Consider the following 24,931-nt stretch of genomic DNA (forward strand, 5'->3'; position numbering starts at 1 on the left):
GTGGACGCGGTCAGACGTCCTCCGGGGCGGTCCCTCCGGCGGTCTCGAACGCACGCAGGATGCGTTCCGCGGCGAGAGTCGCCGTCAACTGGCCGTTTCTGACCTGCTGTTCGAGGGACGGGGCCAGCGCGCGGACGGAAGGGTCCGCATGGAGCCGGCCCAGGAGGTCGTCGCGGACCATGGTCCACGTCCAGTCGACCTGCTGGTCGCGACGGCGGGCGGCGAGGCTGCCGGTCGAGTCGAGCAGGGTGCGGTGCTGTTCGAGGCGCTCCCAGACGGTGTCCAGGCCGGTCGACTCGCGGGCGCTGCAGTGGAGGACGGGCGGGGACCAGGCCGCGTCCCGGCTCTGCATCAGCCGCAGCGCGCCCGACAGTTCACGGGCGGCCGTACGGGCATCGCGCTCGTGCGGTCCGTCCGCCTTGTTGACGGCGACCACGTCCGCCAGCTCCAGGACGCCCTTCTTGATGCCCTGCAGCTGGTCACCCGTCCGCGCGAGCGTGAGCAGCAGGAACGAGTCGACCATGTTGGCGACGGCGGTCTCGGACTGGCCGACGCCGACGGTCTCGACGAGGACCACGTCGTAGCCCGCCGCCTCCATCACCAGGATCGACTCACGCGTCGCCTTGGCGACCCCGCCCAGCGTTCCCGCCGTGGGGGACGGCCGCACGATGGCCGCCGGGTCCACGGCGAGGCGCTCCATCCGCGTCTTGTCGCCCAGGATCGAGCCACCCGTGCGGCTCGACGAGGGGTCGACGGCGAGAACAGCGACCCGGTGGCCGAGGCCGGTCAGCATCGTGCCGAACGCGTCGATGAACGTCGACTTCCCGACCCCCGGCACACCGCTGATCCCGATCCGGCGTGCCTTCCCGCTGTGCGGCAGCAGCTCGGTCAGCAACCGCTGGGCCAGAGCCCGGTGCTGGGGGCGGGTGGACTCGACGAGCGTGATGGCGCGGGCCACGATCGCCCGCTTCCCGTCGAGTACACCCTTCACATACGCGTCGACGTCGATCACAGCTCGTGCCCGAGGCCGGCCGACAGCCGCCGCACCAGGTCGTGCGCCGCGTCCGGAATCACCGTCCCGGGCGGGAACACGGCCGCCGCGCCCATCTCGAGGAGCGTGGGGACGTCGGCCGGCGGGATGACGCCGCCCACCACGATCATGATGTCCTCGCGCCCCTCCGCGGCCAGTTCCTGCCGCAGCGCCGGTACGAGAGTCAGGTGACCGGCCGCCAGCGACGACACGCCCACGATGTGCACGTCCGCCTCGACGGCCTGGCGCGCGACCTCGGCCGGCGTCTGGAACAGCGGGCCGACGTCCACGTCGAAGCCCAGGTCGGCGAAGGCGGTGGCGATCACCTTCTGGCCGCGGTCGTGGCCGTCCTGGCCCATCTTGGCGACCAGGATGCGGGGACGGCGGCCCTCCTCGTCGGCGAAGGCGTTCACGAGGGTACGGGTGCGCTCCACGGACGGGGAGTCGCCGGCTTCGTTGCGGTACACGCCGGAGATCGTACGGATCTGGCTCGCGTGCCGCCCGTACACCTTCTCCAGGGCGTCGGAGATCTCACCGACCGTCGCCTTGGCGCGGGCCGCGTCCACCGCCAGCGCGAGCAGGTTGCCGTCGCCGCGGTCCGCCGCGTTCGTCAGCGCCCGCAGTGCGTCCTGGGTGACCGCCTCGTCGCGCTCCTCCCGCAGCCGCCGCAGCTTGGCGATCTGCTGGGAGCGCACGGAGGAGTTGTCGACCTTGAGCACGTCGATCTGCTCGTCGGCGTCGACCCGGTACTTGTTCACGCCGATGACCGGCTGGCGCCCGGAGTCGATGCGGGCCTGCGTACGGGCCGCGGCCTCCTCCACGCGCAGCTTGGGGATGCCGGCGTCGATGGCCTGCGCCATGCCCCCCGCCCGCTCGACCTCCTGGATGTGCTGCCAGGCGCGGCGGGCCAGGTCGTAGGTCAGCTTCTCCACATAGGCGCTTCCGCCCCAGGGGTCGATCGCCCGGGTCGTGCCCGACTCCTGCTGGATGAGCAGCTGGGTGTTGCGGGCGATCCGCGCCGAGAAGTCGGTGGGCAGGGCGAGCGCCTCGTCGAGGGCGTTGGTGTGCAGCGACTGGGTGTGGCCCTGGGTGGCCGCCATCGCCTCGACACACGTACGCGTGACGTTGTTGAAGACGTCCTGCGCGGTGAGCGACCAGCCCGAGGTCTGCGAATGGGTGCGCAGGGAGAGCGACTTGGCGTTCTGCGGATCGAACTGCTTGACCAGCTTGGCCCACAGCAGCCGGGCGGCCCGCATCTTGGCGATCTCCATGAAGAAGTTCATGCCGATCGCCCAGAAGAAGGAGAGCCGGGGGGCGAACGCGTCCACGTCCAGGCCCGCTTCCCGTCCCGCCCGGATGTACTCCACGCCGTCGGCGAGGGTGTAGGCCAGCTCCAGATCGGCCGTCGCACCCGCCTCCTGGATGTGGTACCCGGAGATGGAGATGGAGTTGTAGCGCGGCATCCGCTGCGAGGTGTAGGCGAAGATGTCGGAGATGATCCGCATCGACGGCTTCGGCGGATAGATGTAGGTGTTGCGGACCATGAACTCCTTGAGGATGTCGTTCTGAATGGTCCCGGCCAGCTTCTCGGGCGGCACGCCCTGTTCCTCGGCCGCCACGATGTACAGCGCGAGTACGGGAAGCACGGCGCCGTTCATCGTCATCGACACGGTCATCTTGTCCAGCGGGATGCCGTCGAAGAGCTGCCGCATGTCGTAGATCGAGTCGATGGCCACGCCCGCCATGCCGACGTCGCCGGTCACGCGCGGGTGGTCGCTGTCGTAGCCGCGGTGGGTGGGCAGGTCGAAGGCGACCGAAAGCCCCTTCTGGCCGGCCGCCAGGTTGCGCCGGTAGAACGCGTTGGACTCCTCGGCCGTGGAGAAGCCCGCGTACTGACGGATCGTCCAGGGCTGGTTGACGTACATCGTCGGGTACGGGCCGCGCAGATACGGGGCCATGCCCGGGTACGTCTCCAGGAAGTCCAGGCCCTCCAGGTCCTGCCCGGTGTAGAGCGGCTTGACCGCGATGCCCTCCGGGGTCTCCCAGAGCAGGTCGTCACCGCCGGCGGCCTTCTTGACCGCCGACCGCCACTCGTCGGCGCCGGCGTCGGCGGTCGGGGTCCCCAGCTCGATCGCGGAGAAATCGGGGATGGACATCAGGACACTCCCATGCGGTCGAGCGTGGCGGAGAGTACGGCGACGGCATCGCAGCCGGCGAAGACGAAGGCGTCCACACCGGCGTGCTCGGCGGGCCGTCCGGCGAGGAACACATGCCCGGCGCCGCTCGCCCGGAGCTCCTGCGCGCGGGCCGCGGCCTGCTCCTCGTAGAGCGCGTCGCTGGAGCAGAGGCAGGCCTCGCTCGCGCCGCTCTCCTCGAAGGTGCCCTCCGTGACGGGCTCGATGCCGCCCGCCTGGAAGAAGTTGGCGGCGAACGTGGACCGCGCCGTGTGCGCCGCGGCCGGGCCGATGGTGGAGAGGAAGATCCGCGGCCGGGTGCCCGTCGCCGCGAGGTGGGCGTCGGAGCGGGCGCGCAGCGCCTCGTACGCGTCGTCGCGGCGTACGCGGGGCAGGCCGCCGGACGGCGGTTCGGGCGCGGGCTCGCGGACGACCGGGTTCTCGGTCAGGTGCGGGAACTCGCTGACGCCGGTGATGGGTTCGCGCCGCTTGGCCAGCTTCGTGCTGCGGGCCGACCAGGTCTCGGCGAGCCGGTCGCGGATCATCCCGGACCGCAGTGCGGCGGCCTGACCGCCGGCACGCTCGACGGTGCGGAAGAACTCCCACCCGGCCTCGGCGAGTTCGTCCGTGAGGCGCTCCACGTACCAGGAGCCGCCCGCCGGGTCGATCACGCGGGACAGGTGCGACTCCTCGATCAGGATCGTCGAGGTGTTGCGGGCGATTCGGCGCGCGAAGGCGTCGGGCAGTCCGAGTGCGTGGTCGAACGGCAGCACGGTGACGGAATCGGCTCCACCCACGCCGGCGGCCAGGGTGGCGACGGTCGTGCGCAGCATGTTCACCCAGGGGTCGCGGCGCGTCATCATCACCGGCGAGGTCACCGCGTGCTGGATCTGCGCGCCCGCGCCGCTCGCTCCGGACGCCTCGGCGACCCGGGCCCACAGCCTGCGGGCCGCCCGCAGCTTGGCGATGGTGAGGAACTGGTCGGCGGTGGCCGCGTACCGGAACTCCAGCTGGCCACAGGCCTGTTCCACGCTGAGACCCGCCTCGGTGAGCTGCCGCAGATACGCGACGCCCGTCGCGAGCGAACAGCCCAGCTCCTGAGCGGCCGAGCCGCCGGCCTCGTGGTACGGCAGCGCGTCCACGGTCATCGCGCGCAGTCCCGGGTACTCCTCGGCGCACCGCCGCGCGAGTCCGGCCGCGGGCGCGAACTCCGACGCCTGTCCCGTACGGGCCTCGAGGCCGAGGGGATCGGCTCCCAGGTTGCCGCGGGCGGCTTCGTTCGCGACGCCACGCTCCGCGTACAGGCGCAGCAGTGCCTCGGCGGCCTCTTCGAGCTCGTGGCCGGCTTCGAGGACCACGGGGGCGAGGTCGAGGTAGACGCCGTCGAGGACGGAGCCGAGCGAGGCCGTCGGGATGCCGCCCTCTCCGACGGTCAGCCAGAGCGAGGTGACGCCGTTCTCCAGGTCCGCGAGCACCGTGGGGCCGTCCGCGGCCGTGTGCCGCTGGCGTACGTCCCAGCCGCCCTGGGTGTTCCCCTCGGCCCTGCTGCCCCGGACGAAGGGGGTGAAGCCGGGGAAGCCGGGCTCGGGTGCGGCGTTGTCGGCGGCGTACAGCGGGCGGACGCGAAGCCCGTCCTCCAGCGTGGTGGAGAGGGCGTCCTCGGCGGCCGCGCCTTCCACCTCCTTGCCCGACTTGCGCAGCACGCCGGACACAAGGTGCTGCCACTGCTCACGGGTCGCGTCGGAGAATTCGGCGGCGAGGGCAAGCCCGTCGTCGGGAAGGACTGTCATGCTCGGATGCTAGGTCAGGTGAACAAAGGAGCAGCAGGCCACATGGCTGTGACCTTGCCCTCCTTGAACCTGCGGGGTAATCCGTTCTATGCCGCATGGGACCGTTCACGTCCGCGAGCGCCGGATGCCGAGGGCGGACCGGACCACACGGAAGGGGCGCGACCGCACCGCGGGTCGCACCCCCACCGGTTCCTTCAGCAGCCGGGCTCCCTCTGCCCGGGCGGCGGACCAGGACCCCTCAGTCCTGGTCGTACGTGTGGAACCCGCGGCCGCTCTTGCGGCCGAGCAGCCCCGCCTGGACCATCCGCCGGAGCAGTGGGGGCGGGGCGTAGAGGGGTTCCTTGAACTCCTCGTACAGCGACTCGGCGATCGCGGCGACGGTGTCGAGGCCGATCAGATCGGCCAGTTTCAGCGGGCCCATCGGGTGGGCGCAGCCCAGCACCATGGCGGCGTCGATGTCGCTCGCCGTCGCGAACCCGGACTCGGCCATCCGGACCGCCGCGAGGAGGTACGGCACGAGCAGGGCGTTGACGACGAAGCCGGACCGGTCCTGGGAGCGGATCGCGGTCTTGCCGAGGGTGTCGCGCACGAAGCTCTCGACCCGTGCCGTGGTCTCCGGCGTGGTGTGGAGCGAGGGGACGATCTCCACCAGGGGGAGCACCGGCACGGGGTTGAAGAAGTGCACGCCCACGACCCGGTCGGCCCGGTGGGTGGCCATGCCGAGCCGCATGATCGGGACGGCCGAGGTGTTGCTGGCGAGGATCGCCTCCGGGTCCGCCACGATCTTGTCGAGAGCGGCGAAGATCCCGGTCTTCGCGTCGGCGTTCTCGACGACGGCCTCGACGACCAGCTGACGGTCGGCGAGATCGTCGAGATCTCCGGTGAAGAGGAGACGGGCCAGGGCGTCCTCGGCGGCGGCCCGGTCGAGCCTGCCGCGCCGGACGGCGCGGTCGAGGGAGACGGCGACGCGATCGCGGGCCGCGCGGGCCGCCGTGGCGTCGGCCTCGCAGACGACGGTGTCGAGGCCGGCGCGGGCGCAGACCTCCGCGATGCCCGCCCCCATCTGCCCGCCGCCGACGATCCCGACGCGCCGGATGTCCCCGCTGACCGCGCTGACCGCGCTGGCCCCGCTGTCTCCGCTGCGTCCGCTCATGCTGCGGACTCCGTCCGTCGCACAAGGTGCCGGGAGTAGGCGTCCGGGGTGAAGAAGAGCGGCAGCTCGGCCGCGAGCGTGGTCCTCGCGAACAGCTCACGCACCTCGTCGAGAGCCGCCCACGGGTACTCCGCCCCGAGTTTGGCCAGCTCCTCGTCCAGAACCTCCAGCACGGTCGTGCGGTCGATCACCTGGTGCCTCAGCCACTGCCAGACCTGGACCCGCGCGATCTCGGCGGTGGCGGCGTCCTCCATCAGCCCGTACAGCGCCACGGCTCCCTGCCCGCGCAGCCAGGCGTCGAAGTAGCGCAGGGCGACGGCGATGTTGGTTCGCACGCCGTCCTCGGTCGGCGGGCCGCTGATCCGCCGTACGGAGAGCAGGTCGTCCGCGGTCGTCTCCACGTCGTCGCGCGTCCGGTGGATCTGGTCGGGCCGGTCGCCCAGCACGCCGTCGAACACGCCGCGGCAGACCGGGACGAGTCCGGGGTGGGCGACCCAGGATCCGTCGAAGCCGTCCTCGGCCTCGCGTTCCTTGTCGAGCCGGACCTTGGCGAGGGCCGCCTCGTGCGCGGCCGGGTCCTTGCTCGGGACCTGGGCGGCCATGCCGCCGATGGCGTGGGCGCCGCGCCGGTGACAGGTGCGCACCAGGAGTTCGGTGTAGGCGCGCATGAAGGGGGCGGTCATGGTGACCTTGGCCCGGTCGGGGAGGAGGAAGTCGGTGCGGTGGCCGAAGGTCTTGATCAGGCTGAACAGATAGTCCCAGCGGCCGGCGTTGAGACCGGCGCTGTGCTCGCGCAGCTCGTGGAGGATCTCCTCCATCTGGAACGCGGCGGTGATCGTCTCGATGAGGACGGTGGCGCGGACGGTGCCACGGGGGATGCCGAGCAGCTCCTGGGCGAGGACGAAGACGTCGTTCCACAGTCGTGCCTCGTAGTGGTTCTCCAGCTTGGGGAGGTAGAAGTACGGGCCGTACCCGGCGTCGATCTGGCGCCGCGCGCAGTGGAAGAAGTACAGACCGAAGTCGACCAGCGAGGCGGGGACCGGGCGGCCGCCGAACTCCAGGTGCTCCTCGTCGAGGTGCCAGCCGCGCGGCCGGACCACGATGGTGGCGGGGTTCTCGCCGAGGCGGTACTCCTTGCCCTCCGGCGTGGTGAAGTCGATGCGGCGCTCGATGGCGTCGAGCAGGGTGAGCTGGCCGCCGATGACGTTGTCCCAGGTGGGGGCGGTGGCGTCCTCGAAGTCGGCCATCCACACCTGGGCTCCGGAGTTGAGCGCGTTGACCGCCATCCGGCGGTCCGGCGGTCCGGTGATCTCGACCCTGCGGTCGGTCAGCCCGGGGGCGGGCGGGGCGACGCGCCAGGACGGGTCGGCGCGCACGGCCGAGGTGGCGACGGGGAAGTCGAGAGGGGAGCCGGTGGCGAGCCGGATGGCCTGCCGACGGCGCTCCTTCAGGAGCCACTGCCGGCGTTCGCCGAAGGCGTCGGCGAGTCGGCCGACGAAGTCCAGGGCGGCGGGGGTGAGGATCTCGTCGTGGCGGTCACCGGGGGCGGCCAGGACACGGACGTGACGGGTCGGGGCGCTGATGGTCATCGAACTCTCCTGAGCTGCGAGGTGAACGGGGGCGGGCGGAGACGGTCGCTCGCCCCCGTTCGGCCGGGACGCGAACCGGCCGGACGCCGGAGGGTGGGCTAGTGGAACTGCTCTTCCTCGGTGGAGCCGGCCAGCGCGGTCGTGGAGGAGGCCGGGTTGACGGCGGTGGAGACCAGGTCGAAGTAGCCGGTGCCGACCTCGCGCTGGTGCTTGACGGCGGTGAAGCCCTGCGCCTGGGCGGCGAACTCCCGCTCCTGGAGGTCGACGTACGCCGTCATGCCGTGCTCGGCGTAGCCGCGGGCCAGGTCGAACATGCCGTGGTTGAGGGAGTGGAAGCCGGCCAGGGTGATGAACTGGAAGCGGTAGCCCATCGCCCCGAGCTCACGCTGGAACTTGGCGATCTGGTCGTCGTCCAGCGCGGCCTTCCAGTTGAAGGAGGGCGAGCAGTTGTACGCGAGCATCCGGTCCGGGTGCTCCGCGTGGATCGCCTCGGCGAACTCGCGGGCCTGCGCCAGGTCCGGGGTGCCGGTCTCGACCCAGATGAGGTCCGCGTACGGGGCGTAGGCGAGGCCACGGGCGATGACGGGCGCCATGCCGTTCCGCACGCGGTAGAAACCCTCGGCCGTGCGCTCGCCCGTCACGAACCGGGCGTCGCGCTCGTCGACGTCGCTGGTCAGCAGGTTCGCGGCGAGGGCGTCCGTGCGGGCGACGACCAGGGTCGGGGTGTCGGCGATGTCCGCCGCGAGCCGGGCCGCGTTCAGGGTGCGGATGTGCTGGGCGGTCGGGACGAGGACCTTGCCGCCGAGGTGGCCGCACTTCTTCTCCGAGGCCAGCTGGTCCTCGTAGTGGATTCCGGCCGCGCCCGCCGCGATCATCGCCTTGGTCAGCTCGAAGGCGTTCAGCGGGCCGCCGAAGCCGGCTTCGGCGTCGGCGACGATCGGCGCCAGCCAGTCGATGCCGTCCGAGCCGCCCTCGGCGGTGGCGATCTGGTCGGCCCGCAGCAGGGCGTTGTTGATCCGGCGCACCACCTGCGGCACCGAGTTGACCGGGTAGAGGCTCTGGTCGGGGTAGGTGTGCCCGGCCTGGTTGGCATCGGCGGCGACCTGCCAGCCCGAGAGGTAGATGGCCTGGAGACCGGCCCGCACCTGCTGGACGGCTTGCCCGCCGGTCAACGCGCCGAGCGCGTGGATGTAGTCCCGCTCGTGCAGCTGCCGCCACAGGCGCTCGGCGCCGCGCCGGGCCAGGGTGTGCTCCTCGCGGATGCTGCCGGAGAGCCGGACCACGTCCTCGGCGGTGTAGGTGCGCTCGATCCCGGCCCAGCGGGGGTCCGTCGCCCAGCGCTCGGCCAGCTTCGCCGCCGCAGCCGTCGTGTTCGTCTCTGCCATGACCGTCACTGTCTCCATGAGTCGTTCGACCGGGCCGTGCACGTCAAAAGTGCAAAGCATTGGCACTGTGTGCCGTGATGGGGTGTGCGGCCCGCCGTCCCTCGTGGAACGAGCTGAGCAATCGCGCGTCGAACCGCCAGCCGGGACCTGCCGGGATCACCGACATCAGGGCATGAATCGCGCCCGGTGGTACCGCCTGGGCCGCCTGGTCCGGCGGGCCGCAGGACGACTCTCCCAATGACACCGGGTGCCATCAACCAGGGACGATTGCCAACTTCTGCGAATCTTCGCGCGATGTTCTGCCAAGTCTGCGAAGGTCTGTCGACGCGGATTCCACGTAGGCTGACGCGCGTCGCGGGGCGGTCCGGAAGGGGGCCGGAAAGGTCCGGGGCGGAACGGTCCGGGGACGGTCGACGAGGGAGGCGCGGTGGGTAAGACCTACGCGGGAGCGCGGCTGCGGCGGCTGCGCGAGGAGCGGCGGATGAGCCAGGCCGAGCTGGCCCGGGTGCTCGCCATCTCGCCCAGCTATCTGAACCAGATGGAGCACGACTCACGCCCGCTGACCGTGCCCGTGCTGCTGCGCCTGACGGAGACCTTCGGCGTCGACCCGGGCTTCTTCTCGGAACGGGACACCAGCCGCCTCGTGGCCGACCTGCGCGAGGCGCTCGCGGGGGAGGTCGACAAGGCCCGCGTGTCCCCCTCCGACCTGGCCGAACTCGCCTCCCGCATGCCTGCCGTCGCGCATGTCCTGCTGGACCTCGGGCGGCGCAGCCAGCAGCTCGCCGAGCGTCTCGCCGGGACCGTCGAAGGCCGCGACGGGGACCTGCGTCCGGACGCTCCCCGCTCCCCGCACGAGGAGATCCGCGAGTTCTTCTACCGCCGCCAGAACTACCTCCACGACATCGACCTCGCCGCCGAGGAGCTGGCCCGGTCGCTCCGCATCCGCCCCGGGGACGTCGTACGCACCCTCACCGCCCGGCTCGCGGAACAGCACGGCGTCCGGGTCACCGCCGACTCGGACCGGCTGCACCACTACGACGACGCCGGCCGCGTACTGCACCTGTCGACCCGCCTCCGCCCCGGTCAGCAGGCCTTCCGTATGGCGACGCAGCTGGCCCTGCTGGAGCAGTCCGCCGAGCTGGACCGGCTCGCGGCGGAGGACTTCCCCACCGGATCCACCCCGCACGCCCTCGCCCGCATAGGGATCGCCAACTACTTCGCCGCCGCCCTGGTCCTTCCGTACCGGGCCTTCCATACGGCCGCCGAGGAGTTCCGCTACGACATCGAGCGGCTCACCGACCACTTCGGGCTCGGATACGAGACCGTCTGCCACCGTCTGAGCACCCTGCAACGGCCCAGGCTGCGCGGGGTGCCGTTCTCCTTCGTCCGGGTCGACCGGGCCGGCAACATGTCCAAGCGTCAGTCGGCCACCGGCTTCCACTTCTCCCGCGCCGGCGGTACCTGCCCGCTCTGGAACGTCTACGAGGCCTTCGCCGCCCCCGGCCGCATCCACGTACAGGTCGCCGCCATGCCGGACGGTCAGCGGTACCTGTGGACCGCCCGCGCCGTCACCCGCAACCGCGGCGGCTGGGGCGAGCCAGGCAAGACCTTCGCCATCGGACTGGGCTGCGAGATCCGCCACGCCTCCCGACTCGTCTACTCCGACGGCATCGACCTCGACAACACCGGGGCGGCGACCCCGATCGGCATGGGGTGCCGCCTCTGCGAGCGCCTCGACTGCCCCCAGCGCGCCGTCCCCCCGCTGGGCCGTCCGCTCGCGGTGGACGAGAACACCAGCACCTTCGTTCCGTACACGGTGGAGGACGGCTGACTGGTGTAGCCTCCCCCTCACCTATTCAACGAGTTGAGTATGTGAGGGTTCATGCACCCGTTCCGCAAGGCCGTCGAGAATCGTGACCCGTCCGCCGTGGCCGCGCTGCTCGCCGACGACGTCGTCTTCACGAGTCCCGTCGCGTTCAAGCCGTACGTCGGGAAGCCGATCACCGCGGCGATCCTCCGCGGGGTGCTGCGGGTCTTCGAGGACTTCACCTACGTGCGCGAGATCGCCAACCCCGACGGGCGGGACCACGCGCTCGTCTTCACCGCGACCGTGAACGGCCGTCAGATCCAGGGCTGCGACTTCCTGCACTTCGACGAGGACGGCCGGATCGACGACTTCACCGTCATGGTCCGGCCGCTCTCCGCCGCCCAGGCGCTCGCCGAGGCGATGGGCGCCCAGTTCGACCGGATCGCCCGGGAGGCCGCCGAGGAGTGAGGCGGGGACGGGAGCCTCGGGTCAGCGGCCCCGAGCCGGTCGCCGGCTCCCGGGTCAGCCCAGCTTCTTGAGGATCTCGGCCGCGAGCGGGGCGGAGGAGGACGGGTTCTGGCCGGTGACGAGATTGCGGTCGACGACGATGTTCGGCACCCAGGGCTCGCCGACCTGTACGTCGACGCCCGCCTCGGTCAGACGGGTCTCCAGCAGCCACTTGGCCTTGTCGGCGAAGCCGGACTGGGTCTCCTCGGCGTTGGTGAAGGCGGCGACCCGGTAGCCGGCGAAGGCGTTGGTGCCGTCGTCCTCGGTCGCGGCGAGGAGCGCCGCCGGGCCGTGGCAGACGACGGCGAGCGGCTTGCCCGAGGCGAGGGCGTCGATCAGGATCCGCCCCGAGGTCCGGTCGACGGCGAGGTCCTCCATCGGGCCGTGGCCGCCGGGGTAGAAGACGGCCGCGTACTCGTCGAGGTTCACGTCCTCCAGGGCGATCGGGTGCTGGAGTTCGGTGAAGGAGGCGAGGACGGCGGCGACCCTGTCCGCGCCCTCCTGACCGCCGTTGAACTCGGGGGCGAAACTGCTCCGGTCGACCGTGGGGACGACGCCGCCGGGAGTGGCGACGACGACCTCGTGGCCGGCGGCCACGAACGCCTCGTACGGCGCCGCGGCCTCCTCGGCCCAGAAGCCGGTCGGGTGCTTGGTGCCGTCGGCGAGCGTCCAGTGGTCGGCGCCGGTGATCACGAAAAGAATCTTCGACATGGTGAGTCACTCCGAGGGGGCGGGGCCTGAGGCCCGGGATGGGTACCGCCGCGGGGAGACGCTCCGCGGGCGCTGACGCTCTGCGAGTGCCTGCGCTTCGCGAGTGTCGACACTCGGCGAATGCCGACACTCGCCGAAGGCGACGCTCGGCGAAGGTCGACACTCCGGAAGCGTCGACACCCGGGAAGCGCCGGCACTCCGGGTTCGGATCGTCGGTGCGGCGATGTCCTCGACGCTAAGCCCGCCGTCGACGGGATTCCAATGGAGAATCCAATGGTCGGCATTGGAACTCCGATGGATCCGAGGGAATACCCTCACCGCCGCTCTGACCTGCGGAGATGCTCAGGTGCTCGGCGACAGGGTGCCTCGGAAGGTCCGCCGGTAGGCGAGCGGGGAGACCCCGATGGCGGCGTGCAGATGCTGGCGCAGCGAGGTTCCGGTCGCGAACCCGACCTGGCCGGCGATGTCGTCCACCGCCAGGTCGGTGGACTCCAGGAGCTGCCGCGCGTGGTCCACGCGCTGCTGGATCAGCCAGCGGCCCGGGCTCATGCCCACCTCCTCGTTGAAGCGGCGGGCGAACGTGCGCAGGCTCATCCGGGCGTGGTCGGCGAGCTCCCTCAGCGTCAGCGGTTCGTGGAGGTTCTCCAGGGCCCACTGGCGGGTGGCCCACGTCCCGCTCGAGTCCCGCCCCGGGACGGGCTGCACGATGTACTGGGCCTGGCCGCCGTCCCGCCACGGCGGTACGACGCAGGCCCGCGCCACCTGGTTGGCCACGGCGGTGCCGTGGTCCTTGCGTACGAGATGCAGGCAGACGTCCACCCCGGAAGCCGCGCCGGCGGAGGTCAGCAGGTCGCCGTCGTCGACGAAGAGAACGTCCGGGTCCAGGTCCACCTGGGGGAACCACGACCGGAACACGTTCGCGAGCGCCCAGTGCGTGGTGGCCGGCCGCCCGTCGAGGAGACCCGCCGCCGCGAGCACGAAGGCTCCCGTGCAGATGGAGACGATCCGGGTGCCCGGCGGGACCTCGGCGAGCGCGTCCGTGATCTCCGTCCGGAGTTCCCGGGTGACCTGGGCGGTGTCGAAGGGCGGGAGAACGACCGTGTCCGCCGTACGCAGCGCCTCGGGGCCGTGCTCCACCGTGACGGAGAAGTCGGAGTTCGTACGCACCGGGCCGCCGTCGACGGAGCAGGTCAGGACCTCGTACCGGTCACCCGCCGCCCCGAAGACACGGCTCGGGATGCCGAGCTCGAACGGGTACACCCCCTCCAGGGCGAGGACGACGACCCGATGAGGCCTCTCCGCGGCGACTTCCGTGGCGCTTTCGCTTCCCATGGCACGATCCTGTCGAAAGATGGCAATCATGCCATGGTACGCCCAGGCCCCGGCCGGGAACCTGGATGCATGACGAACAACGCCACCATGCGCGCCATCAGCCAGGACACCCACGGCACCCCCGACGTGCTCAAGGAGGTCCTGATCCCCCGACCGACCCCCGGTCCCAGCCAGATCCTGGTCGCCGTCCGCGCGGCCGGCGTCAACCCGACCGACTGGAAGCACCGCTCCCAGGTGCTGTTCCTCGACCGGATGCCTCTCGTCCTCGGCTGGGACGTCTCCGGCGTCGTCGAGGCCGTCGGCTACGGCGTGACGCTCTTCAAGCCCGGCGACGAGGTCTTCGGGATGCTGCCCTACCCCTACGGCGTCGGCTCCCACGCCGAGTACGTGACCGCCCCCGCCCGGGCCTTCGCCCTCAAGCCCGCCGGCATCGACCACGTCCAGGCCGGAGCCCTCCCGCTCGCCGCGCTCACCGCCTACCAGGCCCTCGTCGACACCGCCGCCGTCGCTCCCGGGCAGCGGGTCCTCGTCCACGCGGCCGCCGGCGGCGTCGGCCACCTCGCCGTCCAGATCGCCAAGGCCCGTGGGGCGTACGTCATCGGCACGGCGAGCGCGCCCAAGCACGATTTCGTGCGCTCCCTCGGCGCGGACGAGGTCATCGACTACCGCACCACCGACTTCCGGGACGTCGCCCACGACATCGACGTGGTGCTCGACCCGATGTCGGGGGAGACCCGCGCGCGTTCCCTCGAGGTCCTGCGCCCCGGTGGCGTCCTCGTCTCGCTCCTGCCGCCCACCGACCCCGACGAGGCGCAGAAGGCGGAAGCGCGCGGCGTCCGTGTGGAGACCCTCCTCGTCGAGGCCGACCACGCGGGTATGAGCGCTGTCGCCGACCTGGTGGCGGCGGGCTCCCTGCGGGCCCACGTGGAGGCCACCTTCCCCCTCGCCGAGGCCGCGAAGGCCCACGCCCTGGGCGAGACCGACCGCACCACCGGCAAGATCGTCCTGGTGGTCGGCGGGTCCGAAGCGGCGCAGGCCTCCTAGCGGAGCTGCTGGTGAGCTGCTGGTGAGCTCCTGATGAGTTCCTGGCGGAGCGGGCCGGGGGAGCCCGTCAGGCGTTCCGGGGTGAGGAGCTCCGCGATGCGCTCGGCGGGCAGGAGGCCCTTCTCCAGGGTGAGTTCGGCGACGCCGCGACCCGTGAGGAGGGCCTCCTTCGCGATCGCGGTGGCCGCCGTGTAGCCGATGTGCGGGTTGAGGGCAGTGGCGAGGCCGATGGAGTTCTCCACCGCGGCGCGCAGTTCCTCGGTGTTGGCCGTGATTCCGGAGACGCAGCGCTCGGCTAGGGTGAGGCAGGCGGCCCGCAGCGAGGTGATGCTCTTCGCCAGGGAGTGCAGGATCACCGGCTCGAAGGCGTTGAGCTGCAGCTGACCGCCCTCCGCCGCCATGGTGATGGTGATGTCGTTGCCGATCACCTCGAACGCGACCTGGTTGACCACCTCGGGGATCACCGGGTTGACCTTGCCGGGCATGATGCTCGAACCGGCCTGCACCGCGGGGAGGTTGATCTCGTTCAGGCCCGCACGCGGGCCCGAGGACAGCAGACGCAGGTCGTTGCACGTCTTGGAGAGCTTGACCGCGAGCCGCTTCAGAACACCGGAGAGCTGGACGAACGCGCCGCAGTCCTGCGTCGCCTCCACGAGGTTGGCGGAGGTCACCAGCGGCATCCCGGTGATCTCGGACAGATGGCGGCGGGCCGTCTCGGCGTAGTCGGCGGGGGCGTTGAGGCCCGTACCGATCGCCGTGGCGCCGAGGTTGATCTCGTGGATCAGCTCCACCGCCTCGGCCAGCCGGTTGCGGTCCTCGTCCAGCATCACGGCGTACGTGGAGAACTCCTGGCCCAGCGTCATGGGCACCGCGTCCTGGAGCTGGGTGCGCCCCATCTTCAGGACGTCGCGGAACTCCACGGCCTTCGCCGCGAACGCGTCCTGGAGGACCGCCGTCGCCTGGAGCAGGCCTCGGACCGCCGTGATCGCCGCGATCCGGACGGCGGTCGGGTAGACGTCGTTGGTGGACTGGCTGAGGTTGACGTCCTCGTTCGGGTGCAGGTGACGGTAGTCGCCCTTGGTGTGGCCGAGGAGTTCGAGGGCCCGGTTGGCGACGACCTCGTTGGCGTTCATGTTCGTCGAGGTTCCGGCGCCGCCCTGGATGACGTCGACGACGAACTGGTCGTGCAGCCTTCCGGAACGGATCTCCTGGCACGCGGCGACGATCGCGGCCGCCTTCTCCGGGGCGAGCAGGCCCAGTTCCTCGTTGGTCAGTGCGGCGGCCTCCTTGACGGCGGCCAGCGCGTCGATCAGCTGGGGGTAGACGGAGATCGGCGTTCCCGTGATGGGGAAGTTCTCCATGGCGCGCAGGGAGTGGATGCCCCAGTACGCGTCGGCGGGCACCTCCCGCTCTCCGAGGAGGTCGTGCTCACGGCGGGAGACAGTCTTCATCGAGGTCAGTGCCTTAAGGGGAGGGGAGGGGTTTCGAGGAGAGGCGTGTGGAGGGCACGGCGACGTGCCCGGGCGGGTGAACCCGCCGGGAGGGAGGAGGAAGGAGGGCCGGCGTCCGTCGGCGGAGGGGAAGATGACGGACGCCGGCGCGTGGTCAGGAGCCGCCGGAGAAGCGGGAGCCCGCAGCCGTCAGAGCCGGTTCCGCGCGGGTGGGGCCGTTCAGGAGGCCGTGCAGCAGTGCGGGGCGACGGTCCGGGGCGACATCGGACAGCAGGGTGGCGAGGACCGCCATCCGGGCCTGGCCCGCGCGCAGCGTTCCGGCCGGTACCGCGCCCGCGGCCACCAGGTCCACGGCTCCGCCGCCCGTGTAGATCTCCGCGACAGGACCGGCGGGGACCCGGGTGCTGAGGGCGACGAGGGTGCCTTGGGCCACCGCGTCCGCGACGGCCGAGGCTATCTCGGGGGTGGCGTTGCCCGCGCCGGTGCCGACCAGCACGACGCCCTGGGCGCCGGCCGCGACGGAGGTCTTCAGGAACAGCGGGTCGCCGTCGCTGTGGTGCATCACCAGGTCGATCCGGGGCGGGGTGCCCGCGGCCACGGGGAGGGGGAGGGGCGTCGGCCGGTCCGGGCTGCGGCGGATGTCCACACTGCCGAACCCCACCTTGCCGAGACCCTGCTCGGAGGGGTCGGCGAACGCGTCGGCCGCGAGCGTCTGCGTCTTCACCGTGCCGCGCGCCGCGTGGACGCGGCCGTCGAAGACGACGAGGACGCCCAGGTCACGTACCGAGGCGGCGACCTGCAGGGCGTCGTACACATTGCCCGGGCCGTCGCCGTCCCCCGTACCGAGCGGGCGCTGTGCGCCGGTGAAGACGACCGGCCGGGGGTCGGAGTGATGGAGGTCCAGGAAGAACGCCGACTCCTCCAGGGTGTCCGTGCCGTGCGTGACCACGACGCCGTCCACACCGGGGTCGGCGAGGGCCGCGTGGACCGCGCGCAGCAGCGTCAGCTGGCGGGCGCTGGTCATCCGGGAGCTGTTGACGTTGAACAGGTCCACGACCTCGACCGTCACGCCCTCCGGCAGGGCCGAGGTGGCCAGGACGTCGTCACCGGACGCGTCGGCGGCGTACCCGGTGCCCTGCCAGCGGCTGGCGATGGTGCCGCCGGTGCTGATGAGGGTGATCCGGCGGGGCCGGTCGTCGCGTGTCCACTGCATGTCTGTCTGTCCCGGAGGTCGAAGGTCGTCGCACTCGCAACGATAGGTGAGCTTGTATCGAATGTGATTGCGGATTTGAGCCCGGAATCATGAATTCCACCGTGCATAATTGCGTCATGGACCGCATCGATCGCAGTATCTTGCGTGAGCTTCAGGAAGACGGTCGGCTGACCAATCTGGAGCTCGCCCAGCGCGTCGGCCTGAGTGCCTCGGCCTGCCTGCGGCGGGTGCGGCAGCTGGAGGAGGACGGCGTGATCCAGGGCTACCGCGCGGTCATCGATCCGGCGGCGGTCGGGCGGGGTTTCGAGGTGCTCGTCTCCATCGAGGTCCGGCGCGACCGGGAGACCGTCGAGGCCTTCGAGGAGGCGCTCCGCGACATCCCCGACGTCATCGAGGCCCACCGGCTCTTCGGCAGCCCCGGCTGCCTGCTCCGGATCGCGGTCGCCGATCTCGCGGCGTACGAACGCCTCTGGATCGAGCGGCTGACCTCGCTGACCGGAGTCACCGAGGTCAACTCGCAGATCATCATGAAGCGGATCAAGGAGCCGCGCGGGCTTCCTGTCGAGCGGTGAGGGGCGTACCGGGTCGCATCTTGTCGACTTGTCGAGAGTAGCGTCGAGTCGGGTCGTGTCGCTGTTGGGCCGAACGAGTGAGGGACGGGAGGATGGGGGCATGAGTAGGTACGAGAGGTACGACGTCACCGACGAGCAGTGGGAGGGCCTTGCGCAGGTCGTCCCCCTGCGCGGCCGTGACGAATGGCCGTCCAGAGTCGATCACCGCGCGATGCACGACCCGTACGAGGCCGCCGAGCAGCGCCGCATGGTCGTCCTGCGGGTGCAGGTCTTCGCCGATGCCCGTGAGGTCGCCGAGTACCTCGTCGCCCAGATCCCGGTGCTGCTGGACCTGACCGGCGCCGACACCGAAGTGGCCAAGCGCATCCTGGACTTCAGCAGCGGCGTCGTCTTCGGACTCGGCAGCTCCATGCACCGGGTCGACCGCAACGTCTTCCTGCTGACCCCGGCCGGCACCGAGGTCGAGGGCGCGCCGGACTCGGAGGACGACGGCATCGGGGTTGCCGTCCCCCGATCGTAGGAAGGTCATCTCGGTGTAACGGTTCGTCATACACCGGTCTGCGTACGGTCCGATCATGCACTCCACCGGCGGCCTTACGCCCGATTCCGACGCTTCCGCCATCTCCACCCTTGTTCCCGCTGTTCCCGCTCCCGCACGGGGCCCCGCGTTCGACGCTGCGCACGACACCACGTACGACACCATGCGCGCATCCGCGCGTGACGCCGTAGGTGACTCCGCGGACGACGTGCTGCGGCATCTCATGGGCGACTCCACGCGGCGACCCGCCGGCCCCGCCCGCCCCACCGTCACCGAACTGCGTCTCTCCGCCTTCGCCTCCCACCGCGCCGCCGTCCATCCCCTGGGGCCGGTGACGCTCTTCGCCGGGGCGAGCGGGAGCGGGAAGTCCAGTGCTCTGCGGGCGTACGAAGCGCTGGCGCGGCTGGGGGCGGGCGACGATCTGGCCACCGTGTTTCCCGACGCGGCCGACTGTGTTCCCGAACGGGCCAGGCCCGACGCCCAGGGCAGGCGGGGATTCCGGATCGGGTGCACGGTCGACGGCCCGGTCGGTCCCGTCCACCTCGACATCGCCGTACAGGCCGAGCCCCGGCTCCGGATCGTCGGCGAGCGGCTCACCTGCCGCGGCCGTACGTTGCTCACCACCGCCCTCCGCGACCCGGGCCGCGATGCCGTCCAGGCCGAATGGCACACCGCCGGAGCCACCCCCGTCACGCGGGCGCCGCTCCCCGACGACCTGCTGGGCACGGCCCTTCTGCCCCTGCGCGTCGCGGGCAAGACGAAGGGGCAGTTGGAGGTCCTGGCGGCGGCGGAACAGGTGCTGGTGGCGCTGCGATCGGTCTTCGTCTGCGATCCACGACCGGACCGGATGCGCGCACCCGTGCCGACGGGGGAGGGGCGGCTGCGGCGGGGGTGCGACAACCTCGCGGAGGTGCTGCACCGCACCCGCACCGACTGCCCCCGCCGGCACGCCCGGTTGGCCTCGGTCGCGGGCGCGGGATGCGCGGGGCCGGTGACGGGACTCGGAGTCGAGGAGCTGCCGGACGGGAGGGTACGGGCGGTGCTGGAGCGCGGGGCGTCGCGCGTCGGGGCCGGTGCCTTGGGAGCTCTGGCGGGGGCGGGGCCGGCGCAGGGGTCGTCGCCGGCGGCGGTGGCCACGCCGTTGGGGCGGCTCGGGGACGGGGAGCTCCGCTATCTCGCGCTCGCACTCGTCCTTCTCACCGGTCCGGGTGTGCTCGCCATGGATCAGCTCGCCGAAGTGCCCGGTGCCATGCGGACCTTGACCGTTCTCTCGGACGGACTGGACCGGGGGCTCGATCCCCGTCAGCTCCGGGAGCTGCTGGGTCTCGCCACCACCATCTGTGCCGGTGGCCACATCAGGCTCGTGGCGACCGTCGGGGAGACGGTCGCGGCGAGCGTGCGGGAGACGCCCGGGGTGTCGGTGGTGGAGCTGGAGCGGTGACGGAATGCCCCTGCCGAAGGGGCGGATCGACCGGAACGAGGTGCGCTGTCCCCGGGGTCGGCCTCGGGACGGTCCATGGGCGCCGTCGGGAACGGTGATCGTCACTCTTCGGAGTGATCGGGATTTCCCCATCGAGCCTCCTGTCCACAGATTTCCGAATTCCCCTGGCGTTGGGGCTCAGGCACCTTCACGCTGGGTAATGGACTGAGTGGGCAGTAAGTCGTACGAACGGGGGCGGCGTCGATGGAAGCGGAGCGACTGATCGCGACGGGGCGGAACGCGCTGGCGCGGAGCAGGGATGCCTTGGACATCGTGGCGGAGGCATGGCAGGCACAGGCCCTCGCCCAGGCGATGGGGAGTCATCTCGCGCTCGGCGGACCGCTGGAGCTGCGGGGCGAGGCGCGAGGGTTGAGCGAGACAGGGGGCGCGCGCGGGGTGGTCGACCATCCCGCGCTGCGTACAGGCGGTTTGAGGGCCGCCCAGTTGACCGAGGTGGGGGACACGCGTGTGGCGCTGACAGCGCTGAGCGCGCTCCTCGGAGAGGTGGGAATCGCTCTCGTCGGGGTGGCCTGTGTCACCGACGAGGAGGGGCTCTACTGGCAGTGCATCGAGGCGATCGACGCGGCCGACGAGTCGAACGACCGGGTGCGGGGGATGCTGCGCCGGCTCGCGGTACGGGAGCGGGACCGGCCGCCCGACGTCGCCCGTGAGCGGGCGGGCCCGGCGGGGCCGTCGTGAACGGGAACCGCGGGGACGCCCGCCGTGGAGACGGGCGGTGGACGGCCGGAGAGCCCTCAGTCCGTGAGGGGTCGGTCCTTGGAAGGGGGCTCACGGCGGTCCGCCGTGGACTGAAGGTCGGCGTCGAGCTGCGACAGATCGGCGGTGAGCGCCGCCATCAGCTCCTCCATCTGCTGCAGCAGGCCCTTCGGGGCGCCGGGGCCCTTCTGCTCGGGCACGGAATGCTTGACCGGCTGCTCGGGCATCGCCCTTTCAGGCGCGGCTTCCTGGGACATGGCGGCCTCCTCGGCCCAGGCCCTTCCCGCAAGGGAGGGCCACACGTGAGAACGACGCACCGGCAGCGGCCGCCGGCGCGCGGGCCGGGCGGTCCGGCTCCGCCCGAGCCAACGACGCGCGCCGGGCCACGGTCACTGGCCTCGCGGGACGCGCCCCGCCGGAAGGCCGCCATTCACCCGACCGAGCAGGCGCGGCCGGGACGCTGACGGAGCCATGGACGGACGACCCTGCGGCGGTAGAGGGCGACCGCACCCGTACCTCGTCATCGCCCGTCGCGTCCCGGTCCCGGTCAGCTTCGTGTCGGCCACAGGCCGTCGATGAGGACCGTCAGGACCTGGTCGGCCTCCTCCGGCGCGTGCTCTCGGGTCCAGGCCGCCGCCGCGATCAGGGCGAAGAGTTCGGAGGCCGTGATGTCGTTCCGTACCTCACCGGCACGCTGGGCACGTTCCAGCAGTTGCCGGCCGGACGACTGCATCGACGTGCAGGCGTTGTTCAGCTCGGACGTCTCGTCCTTGAGGCTGTCCATCAGCATCGTCACGAGACCGCGGTACGTGGTGGCGTGGGCGACCGCTGCCCGTACCCAGCTCGCCAGCGCCGCCCCGGCCGGCTCGGTGGTCAGCAACTCCTGTGCGGTACCGCCGAGTTCGGAGATGCTGTCGCGGAGCATCGTCTCGAGCAGACTCTCCCGGGTCGGGAAGTGACGGTAGAGCGTCGCGTTGCCCAGCCCCGCCTGCTTGGCGATGTCGTCGAGCGACGTGTGGATGCCGTGCTGGTGGAAGGCCTTCTTGGCCTCGGACAGGAGTCGCTCGTAGTTGCGGCGGGCGTCTGCGCGCATCGGGCTGTCCTCTCCTTGCCGTGCTGGGAACGGTGCCGCTCCCGTCGGCGACGGCAGCGGCACCAAAACCGGGGTATGACCCCGTATTCTATCCCGTTCCCGTTCCCGTTCCCGCTCCGGGCCCTCCTCGCCGATCTCCGCGCCCGGCCCGGGCGGGGGAGTTGAGCTTCGGGACCGCTGCCTGCCGGGGTGGGCCCGGGGCTGTCCGGTCACGGCGCGGGCGGCGGGCTAGGGGGTCGTGACCTCGCGCCCCTCGGGGTTCGCCGCTTGCTTCGGCGCCTGCTCCGGCATCGGCTCCGTGACGCCGCCGCCCGTCGGGACGGTCCGCATGATCAGCGTCAGCAGGATCGTGAGCGCGGTGAATCCGGCGCCCCAGGCGAACGCCGTGGTGACGCCCTCGGTGAGGACGAAGTCCGCCGTGCCCTTGGCGTCGAGACCGGACGGGAACTCGTTCGAGGCGGCGCGGCCTGCGGCGCCGAAGACGGTGACCATGATGGCGAGGCCGAGCGCGCCACCTATCTGCTGCATCACGTTGAGCAGGCCGGAAGCGGCACCGCTCTCCTCCGGTGCGACGCCGGACATCAGGATGGTCGTGACGCCGACGAGCAGGGTGCCCATGCCGAGGCCGGCGACGAGCATCGGACCGAGCAGCGCGGAGAGGTACTCGGCCTCCGGGGTGATCCGGGCGAACCAGATCAGACCGATGCTGATGGCGGCGGCACCGACGGCGGTGAGCATGCGCGGGCCGACCCTGGGCAGCACCTTGGCGGCGATGCCGGAGGTGGCGAGGATCAGCACGGCCAGCGGTACGAACGCGAGCCCCGCCTGGATCGGGGTGAAGCCCCGGACCTCCTGGAGGAACTGGGTCAGGAAGAAGAACATCGCGTTGCCGGCCGCCATGACGAAGAGCAGCGAGAGATACCCGGTCGCGCGGTTGCGGTCGGCGAACAGCCGCAGCGGGGTGATCGGCTGCTTGGCGTGGGTCTCGATGAGGACGAAGAACGCGAGCAGGGCGATCGCCAGGGCGAAGGAGCCGAGGGTCAGGGTGTCGCTCCAGCCGCTCTCGGCGGCCCGGATGAAGCCGTAGACCAGCGCGGTCGTACCGACCGTCGAGGTCAGGGCGCCACCGAGGTCGAAGCGGGCGGGCGTGCGCTCGGTCTCGTGGATGAACATCGGGGCCGCGATCAGCAACGCGACGCCGATGGGCACGTTGATGAAGAGCACCCAGCGCCAGGAGAGCCAGTCCGTCAGCAGACCGCCGCCGATCAGGCCGATGGCGGCGCCGGAGCCGGAGACCGCCGCATAGAGACCGAGGGCGCGGGCCCGGGACTTGTCGTCGGTGAAGTGGGTGGCGATCAGCGCCAGCACGGTCGGTGCAGCGATGGCGGCGCCGACGCCCTGGAGGGCGCGGGCGGCGATCAGCGTGCCCGCCGAGTCGGCGAGGCCGCCGAGCAGCGAGGCGAGGGTGAACACCGTGACGCCGATGAGCATGCCGCGGCGGTGTCCGAGTACGTCTCCGGCGCGGCCGCCGAGCAGCAGCAGTCCGCCGAAGGCCAGCAGGTAGGAGCTGAGGACCCAGGAGAGTCCGGTCGGGGTGAAGTCGAGCGCCTCCTTGAGGTCGGGGAGGGCGATGTTCACCACGTTCACGTCGAGGATGAGCATCGTCTGCAGGGCGAGGACGATGGCGAGCACCATGCCGCGGCGGCGGTCCGCCGCGGCCCCCTCGGTGGGCCGACTCTGGCCCGCGGTGCTCGCGACGGTCTCTTCACTCATGATTCGGCATCTCCTCGGAAGCTAAACGGGGACATTCCACGGTTCCTGGTCGAGGAAGATACAGGGACTGTCCCCGTTTAACAATCGCCGGAGTGTGAGCCTGAGTTGGAGCCCGGCCTTCCCGGCCCGGCGAGCTGCGGCAGGTGTGCGAGCTGGTGCGCGTCGCGCCTCGACGTCGCCCGGTGATAGACCTGGAGCCGTGACGGAACTGGATGTAGCGGGATTGCAGCGCAGGCTGGCCGAGTTCGCGGCTTCGAGGGAGTGGCAGCCGTACCACACGCCCAAGAACCTGGCGGCGGCGCTCAGCGTCGAGGCGGCCGAACTCCTGGAGATCTTCCAGTGGTTGACGCCCGACGAGGCGGACCGTGTGATGGAGGACCCGGAGCGGGCGCACCGGGTCGAGGACGAGGTCGCCGACGTGCTGGCGTATCTGCTCCAGTTCTGCGGGGTGCTCGGCGTCGATCCGCTCGCCGCGCTGGCGGCGAAGATCGACCGGAACGAGCTCCGATTCCCGGTCGGCCGGCCCCCGGGCCGCTCCAAGAAGGCGACCGGCACGGGGGACGGTCACTCTTCGGAGTGAGTGCGGGCCCGCCGCCGGGGAGGTTGACGGCCACCCGGCGGTGCAGGATGGAGTCATGGATCTTCGAATCTTCACCGAGCCCCAGCAAGGGGCCGACTACGACACCCTTCTCACTGTCGCGAAGGCCACCGAGGACCTCGGTTTCGATGCCTTCTTCCGCTCCGACCACTACGTCAGCATGGGATCGGCCGACGGCCTTCCCGGGCCGACCGACGCGTGGATCACGCTGGCCGGTCTGGCCCGGGAGACCAGCAGGATCCGTCTCGGCACGCTGATGACGGCAGGCACCTTCCGCCTCCCCGGAGTCCTGGCCATCCAGGTGGCCCAGGTCGACCAGATGTCCGGCGGCCGGGTCGAACTGGGTCTGGGGGCGGGCTGGTTCGAAGAGGAGCACCGGGCGTACGGGATCCCGTTCCCCAAGGAGAAGTTCGGCCGGCTCGAGGAGCAGCTGGCGATCGTCACCGGCCTGTGGGGCACCGAGATCGGCAAGAAGTTCTCGTACGAGGGCGAGCACTACCAGCTCGTCGACTCGCCCGCGCTGCCCAAGCCGGCGCAGTCCAGGATCCCGGTGCTCATCGGCGGGCACGGCGCGAGCCGGACCCCGCGGCTCGCCGCGAAGTACGCCGACGAATTCAACATCCCGTTCGCCTCGCTGGAGGACAGCGAGCGCCAGTTCGGGCGGGTCCGCGCCGCCGCCGAGGCCGCCGGCCGCCGGGCCGACGACCTGGTGTACTCCAACGCCCTCGTGGTCTGCGTCGGCAAGGACGACGCGGAGGTGGCGCGCCGCGCGGCGGCCATCGGCCGCGAGGTGCGTGAGCTGAAGGCCAACGGCCTGGCGGGCTCGCCCGCCGAGGTCGTGGACAAGATCGGCCGGTACGGCGCGATCGGGGCGTCCAGGGTCTACCTCCAGGTCCTCGACCTCGACGACCTGGACCACCTGGAGCTGATCTCCGCCCAGGTCCAGTCCCAGCTGGGCTGACGGGAAGGACACC

Annotated in this window: 22 protein-coding genes; 9 read left to right on the forward strand and 13 right to left on the reverse strand. The window is 71.4% G+C overall.

Going from position 1 to position 24,931, the window contains the following annotated elements; translation table 11 throughout:
• Nucleotides 1-10 precede the first annotated feature (10 nt).
• The 6 genes from meaB to aceA all read right to left on the reverse strand — a co-directional run bounded on the left by meaB (nucleotide 11) and on the right by aceA (nucleotide 9,121).
• Complete coding sequence (gene meaB / locus ACFC0D_RS05550) at nucleotides 11-1,012, reverse strand: methylmalonyl Co-A mutase-associated GTPase MeaB (RefSeq protein WP_376431322.1); 1,002 nt, start codon at nucleotides 1,010-1,012, stop codon at nucleotides 11-13.
• Nucleotides 1,009-3,186 carry a methylmalonyl-CoA mutase gene (gene scpA / locus ACFC0D_RS05555; protein ID WP_376431324.1) on the reverse strand — a complete coding sequence of 726 codons (2,178 nt, stop codon included), beginning with the start codon at nucleotides 3,184-3,186 and terminating at the stop codon, nucleotides 1,009-1,011. The genes meaB and scpA overlap by 4 nt, the downstream gene beginning before the upstream one ends.
• Nucleotides 3,186-4,994, reverse strand: coding sequence for a methylmalonyl-CoA mutase family protein (locus ACFC0D_RS05560; protein ID WP_376431326.1), 1,809 nt, complete (start codon nucleotides 4,992-4,994; stop codon nucleotides 3,186-3,188). Before ACFC0D_RS05560 ends, scpA begins: the two co-directional genes overlap by 1 nt.
• A 238-nt stretch (nucleotides 4,995-5,232) precedes the next feature.
• Complete coding sequence (locus tag ACFC0D_RS05565) at nucleotides 5,233-6,147, reverse strand: 3-hydroxybutyryl-CoA dehydrogenase (protein WP_376431328.1); 915 nt, start codon at nucleotides 6,145-6,147, stop codon at nucleotides 5,233-5,235.
• Nucleotides 6,144-7,736, reverse strand: a complete 1,593-nt coding sequence (gene aceB / locus ACFC0D_RS05570) for a malate synthase A (RefSeq protein WP_376431330.1) — start codon at nucleotides 7,734-7,736, stop codon at nucleotides 6,144-6,146. The genes ACFC0D_RS05565 and aceB overlap by 4 nt, the downstream gene beginning before the upstream one ends.
• A 98-nt stretch (nucleotides 7,737-7,834) precedes the next feature.
• Complete coding sequence (gene aceA / locus ACFC0D_RS05575; protein ID WP_376431332.1) at nucleotides 7,835-9,121, reverse strand: isocitrate lyase; 1,287 nt, start codon at nucleotides 9,119-9,121, stop codon at nucleotides 7,835-7,837.
• Between the two features lie 427 nt (nucleotides 9,122-9,548).
• Here aceA and ACFC0D_RS05580 point away from each other — a divergent pair, with 427 nt between their 5' ends.
• Both ACFC0D_RS05580 and ACFC0D_RS05585 read left to right on the forward strand, forming a co-directional pair.
• A complete protein-coding gene (locus tag ACFC0D_RS05580; protein ID WP_376431334.1) occupies nucleotides 9,549-10,952 on the forward strand; it encodes a short-chain fatty acyl-CoA regulator family protein in 1,404 nt (467 codons plus the stop codon).
• A 51-nt stretch (nucleotides 10,953-11,003) separates the two neighbouring features.
• Nucleotides 11,004-11,396: a nuclear transport factor 2 family protein gene (locus ACFC0D_RS05585; protein WP_376431336.1), complete on the forward strand. Its 393-nt coding sequence runs from the start codon at nucleotides 11,004-11,006 to the stop codon at nucleotides 11,394-11,396.
• 54 nt (nucleotides 11,397-11,450) lie between these two features.
• Here the strand turns inward: ACFC0D_RS05585 and ACFC0D_RS05590 are convergent, their stop codons facing one another.
• Nucleotides 11,451-12,146: a type 1 glutamine amidotransferase domain-containing protein gene (locus ACFC0D_RS05590; RefSeq protein WP_376431338.1), complete on the reverse strand. Its 696-nt coding sequence runs from the start codon at nucleotides 12,144-12,146 to the stop codon at nucleotides 11,451-11,453.
• A 342-nt stretch (nucleotides 12,147-12,488) separates the two neighbouring features.
• Nucleotides 12,489-13,478, reverse strand: a complete 990-nt coding sequence (locus ACFC0D_RS05595; protein ID WP_376431340.1) for a GlxA family transcriptional regulator — start codon at nucleotides 13,476-13,478, stop codon at nucleotides 12,489-12,491.
• A 69-nt stretch (nucleotides 13,479-13,547) separates the two neighbouring features.
• On the opposite strand from ACFC0D_RS05595, the gene ACFC0D_RS05600 reads away from it, so the two are divergent.
• Nucleotides 13,548-14,522: an NADP-dependent oxidoreductase gene (locus tag ACFC0D_RS05600; protein WP_376431342.1), complete on the forward strand. Its 975-nt coding sequence runs from the start codon at nucleotides 13,548-13,550 to the stop codon at nucleotides 14,520-14,522.
• On the opposite strand, the gene aspA is transcribed toward ACFC0D_RS05600, so the two are convergent.
• Nucleotides 14,519-15,973, reverse strand: coding sequence for an aspartate ammonia-lyase (gene aspA / locus ACFC0D_RS05605; RefSeq protein WP_376431344.1), 1,455 nt, complete (start codon nucleotides 15,971-15,973; stop codon nucleotides 14,519-14,521). The genes ACFC0D_RS05600 and aspA overlap by 4 nt on opposite strands.
• Before the next feature lie 154 nt (nucleotides 15,974-16,127).
• The gene (locus ACFC0D_RS05610; protein ID WP_376431346.1) at nucleotides 16,128-17,186 is read right to left on the reverse strand and encodes an asparaginase; all 1,059 of its coding nucleotides are present in this window, start codon (nucleotides 17,184-17,186) and stop codon (nucleotides 16,128-16,130) included.
• Nucleotides 17,187-17,302: 116 nt separating this feature from the next.
• On the opposite strand from ACFC0D_RS05610, the gene ACFC0D_RS05615 reads away from it, so the two are divergent.
• The 4 genes from ACFC0D_RS05615 (at nucleotide 17,303) to ACFC0D_RS05630 (ending at nucleotide 20,475) form a co-directional block, all read left to right on the forward strand.
• Nucleotides 17,303-17,758, forward strand: a complete 456-nt coding sequence (locus ACFC0D_RS05615) for an Lrp/AsnC family transcriptional regulator (protein WP_329114786.1) — start codon at nucleotides 17,303-17,305, stop codon at nucleotides 17,756-17,758.
• 100 nt (nucleotides 17,759-17,858) lie between these two features.
• Nucleotides 17,859-18,278 carry a cell division protein SepF gene (locus ACFC0D_RS05620; RefSeq protein WP_376431349.1) on the forward strand — a complete coding sequence of 140 codons (420 nt, stop codon included), beginning with the start codon at nucleotides 17,859-17,861 and terminating at the stop codon, nucleotides 18,276-18,278.
• A 241-nt stretch (nucleotides 18,279-18,519) separates the two neighbouring features.
• Complete coding sequence (locus tag ACFC0D_RS05625; RefSeq protein ID WP_376431507.1) at nucleotides 18,520-19,737, forward strand: AAA family ATPase; 1,218 nt, start codon at nucleotides 18,520-18,522, stop codon at nucleotides 19,735-19,737.
• Nucleotides 19,738-19,980: 243 nt separating this feature from the next.
• Complete coding sequence (locus ACFC0D_RS05630; protein ID WP_376431351.1) at nucleotides 19,981-20,475, forward strand: DUF6099 family protein; 495 nt, start codon at nucleotides 19,981-19,983, stop codon at nucleotides 20,473-20,475.
• Between the two features lie 56 nt (nucleotides 20,476-20,531).
• Here ACFC0D_RS05630 and ACFC0D_RS05635 read toward each other — a convergent pair whose 3' ends face one another.
• The 3 genes from ACFC0D_RS05635 to ACFC0D_RS05645 all read right to left on the reverse strand — a co-directional run bounded on the left by ACFC0D_RS05635 (nucleotide 20,532) and on the right by ACFC0D_RS05645 (nucleotide 23,359).
• The gene (locus ACFC0D_RS05635) at nucleotides 20,532-20,750 is read right to left on the reverse strand and encodes a hypothetical protein (protein ID WP_376431353.1); all 219 of its coding nucleotides are present in this window, start codon (nucleotides 20,748-20,750) and stop codon (nucleotides 20,532-20,534) included.
• A gap of 290 nt (nucleotides 20,751-21,040) precedes the next feature.
• Complete coding sequence (locus ACFC0D_RS05640; RefSeq protein ID WP_376431355.1) at nucleotides 21,041-21,586, reverse strand: TetR/AcrR family transcriptional regulator; 546 nt, start codon at nucleotides 21,584-21,586, stop codon at nucleotides 21,041-21,043.
• 228 nt (nucleotides 21,587-21,814) lie between these two features.
• On the reverse strand, nucleotides 21,815-23,359 hold the full coding sequence (locus ACFC0D_RS05645; RefSeq protein WP_376431357.1) for an MFS transporter: 1,545 nt from the start codon (nucleotides 23,357-23,359) through the stop codon (nucleotides 21,815-21,817).
• Between the two features lie 199 nt (nucleotides 23,360-23,558).
• Between ACFC0D_RS05645 and ACFC0D_RS05650 the strand changes: the two genes are divergently transcribed.
• Both ACFC0D_RS05650 and ACFC0D_RS05655 read left to right on the forward strand, forming a co-directional pair.
• Entirely contained in the window at nucleotides 23,559-23,939 is a 381-nt protein-coding gene (locus ACFC0D_RS05650; RefSeq protein WP_376431359.1) for a nucleotide pyrophosphohydrolase, read from the forward strand.
• A gap of 55 nt (nucleotides 23,940-23,994) precedes the next feature.
• Nucleotides 23,995-24,918, forward strand: coding sequence for an LLM class F420-dependent oxidoreductase (locus ACFC0D_RS05655; protein WP_376431361.1), 924 nt, complete (start codon nucleotides 23,995-23,997; stop codon nucleotides 24,916-24,918).
• Nucleotides 24,919-24,931 lie beyond the last annotated feature (13 nt).

Origin of the sequence: Streptomyces sp. NPDC056222 (assembly GCF_042264065.1) — a bacterium.
In the GTDB taxonomy this organism is placed as follows: domain Bacteria; phylum Actinomycetota; class Actinomycetes; order Streptomycetales; family Streptomycetaceae; genus Streptomyces.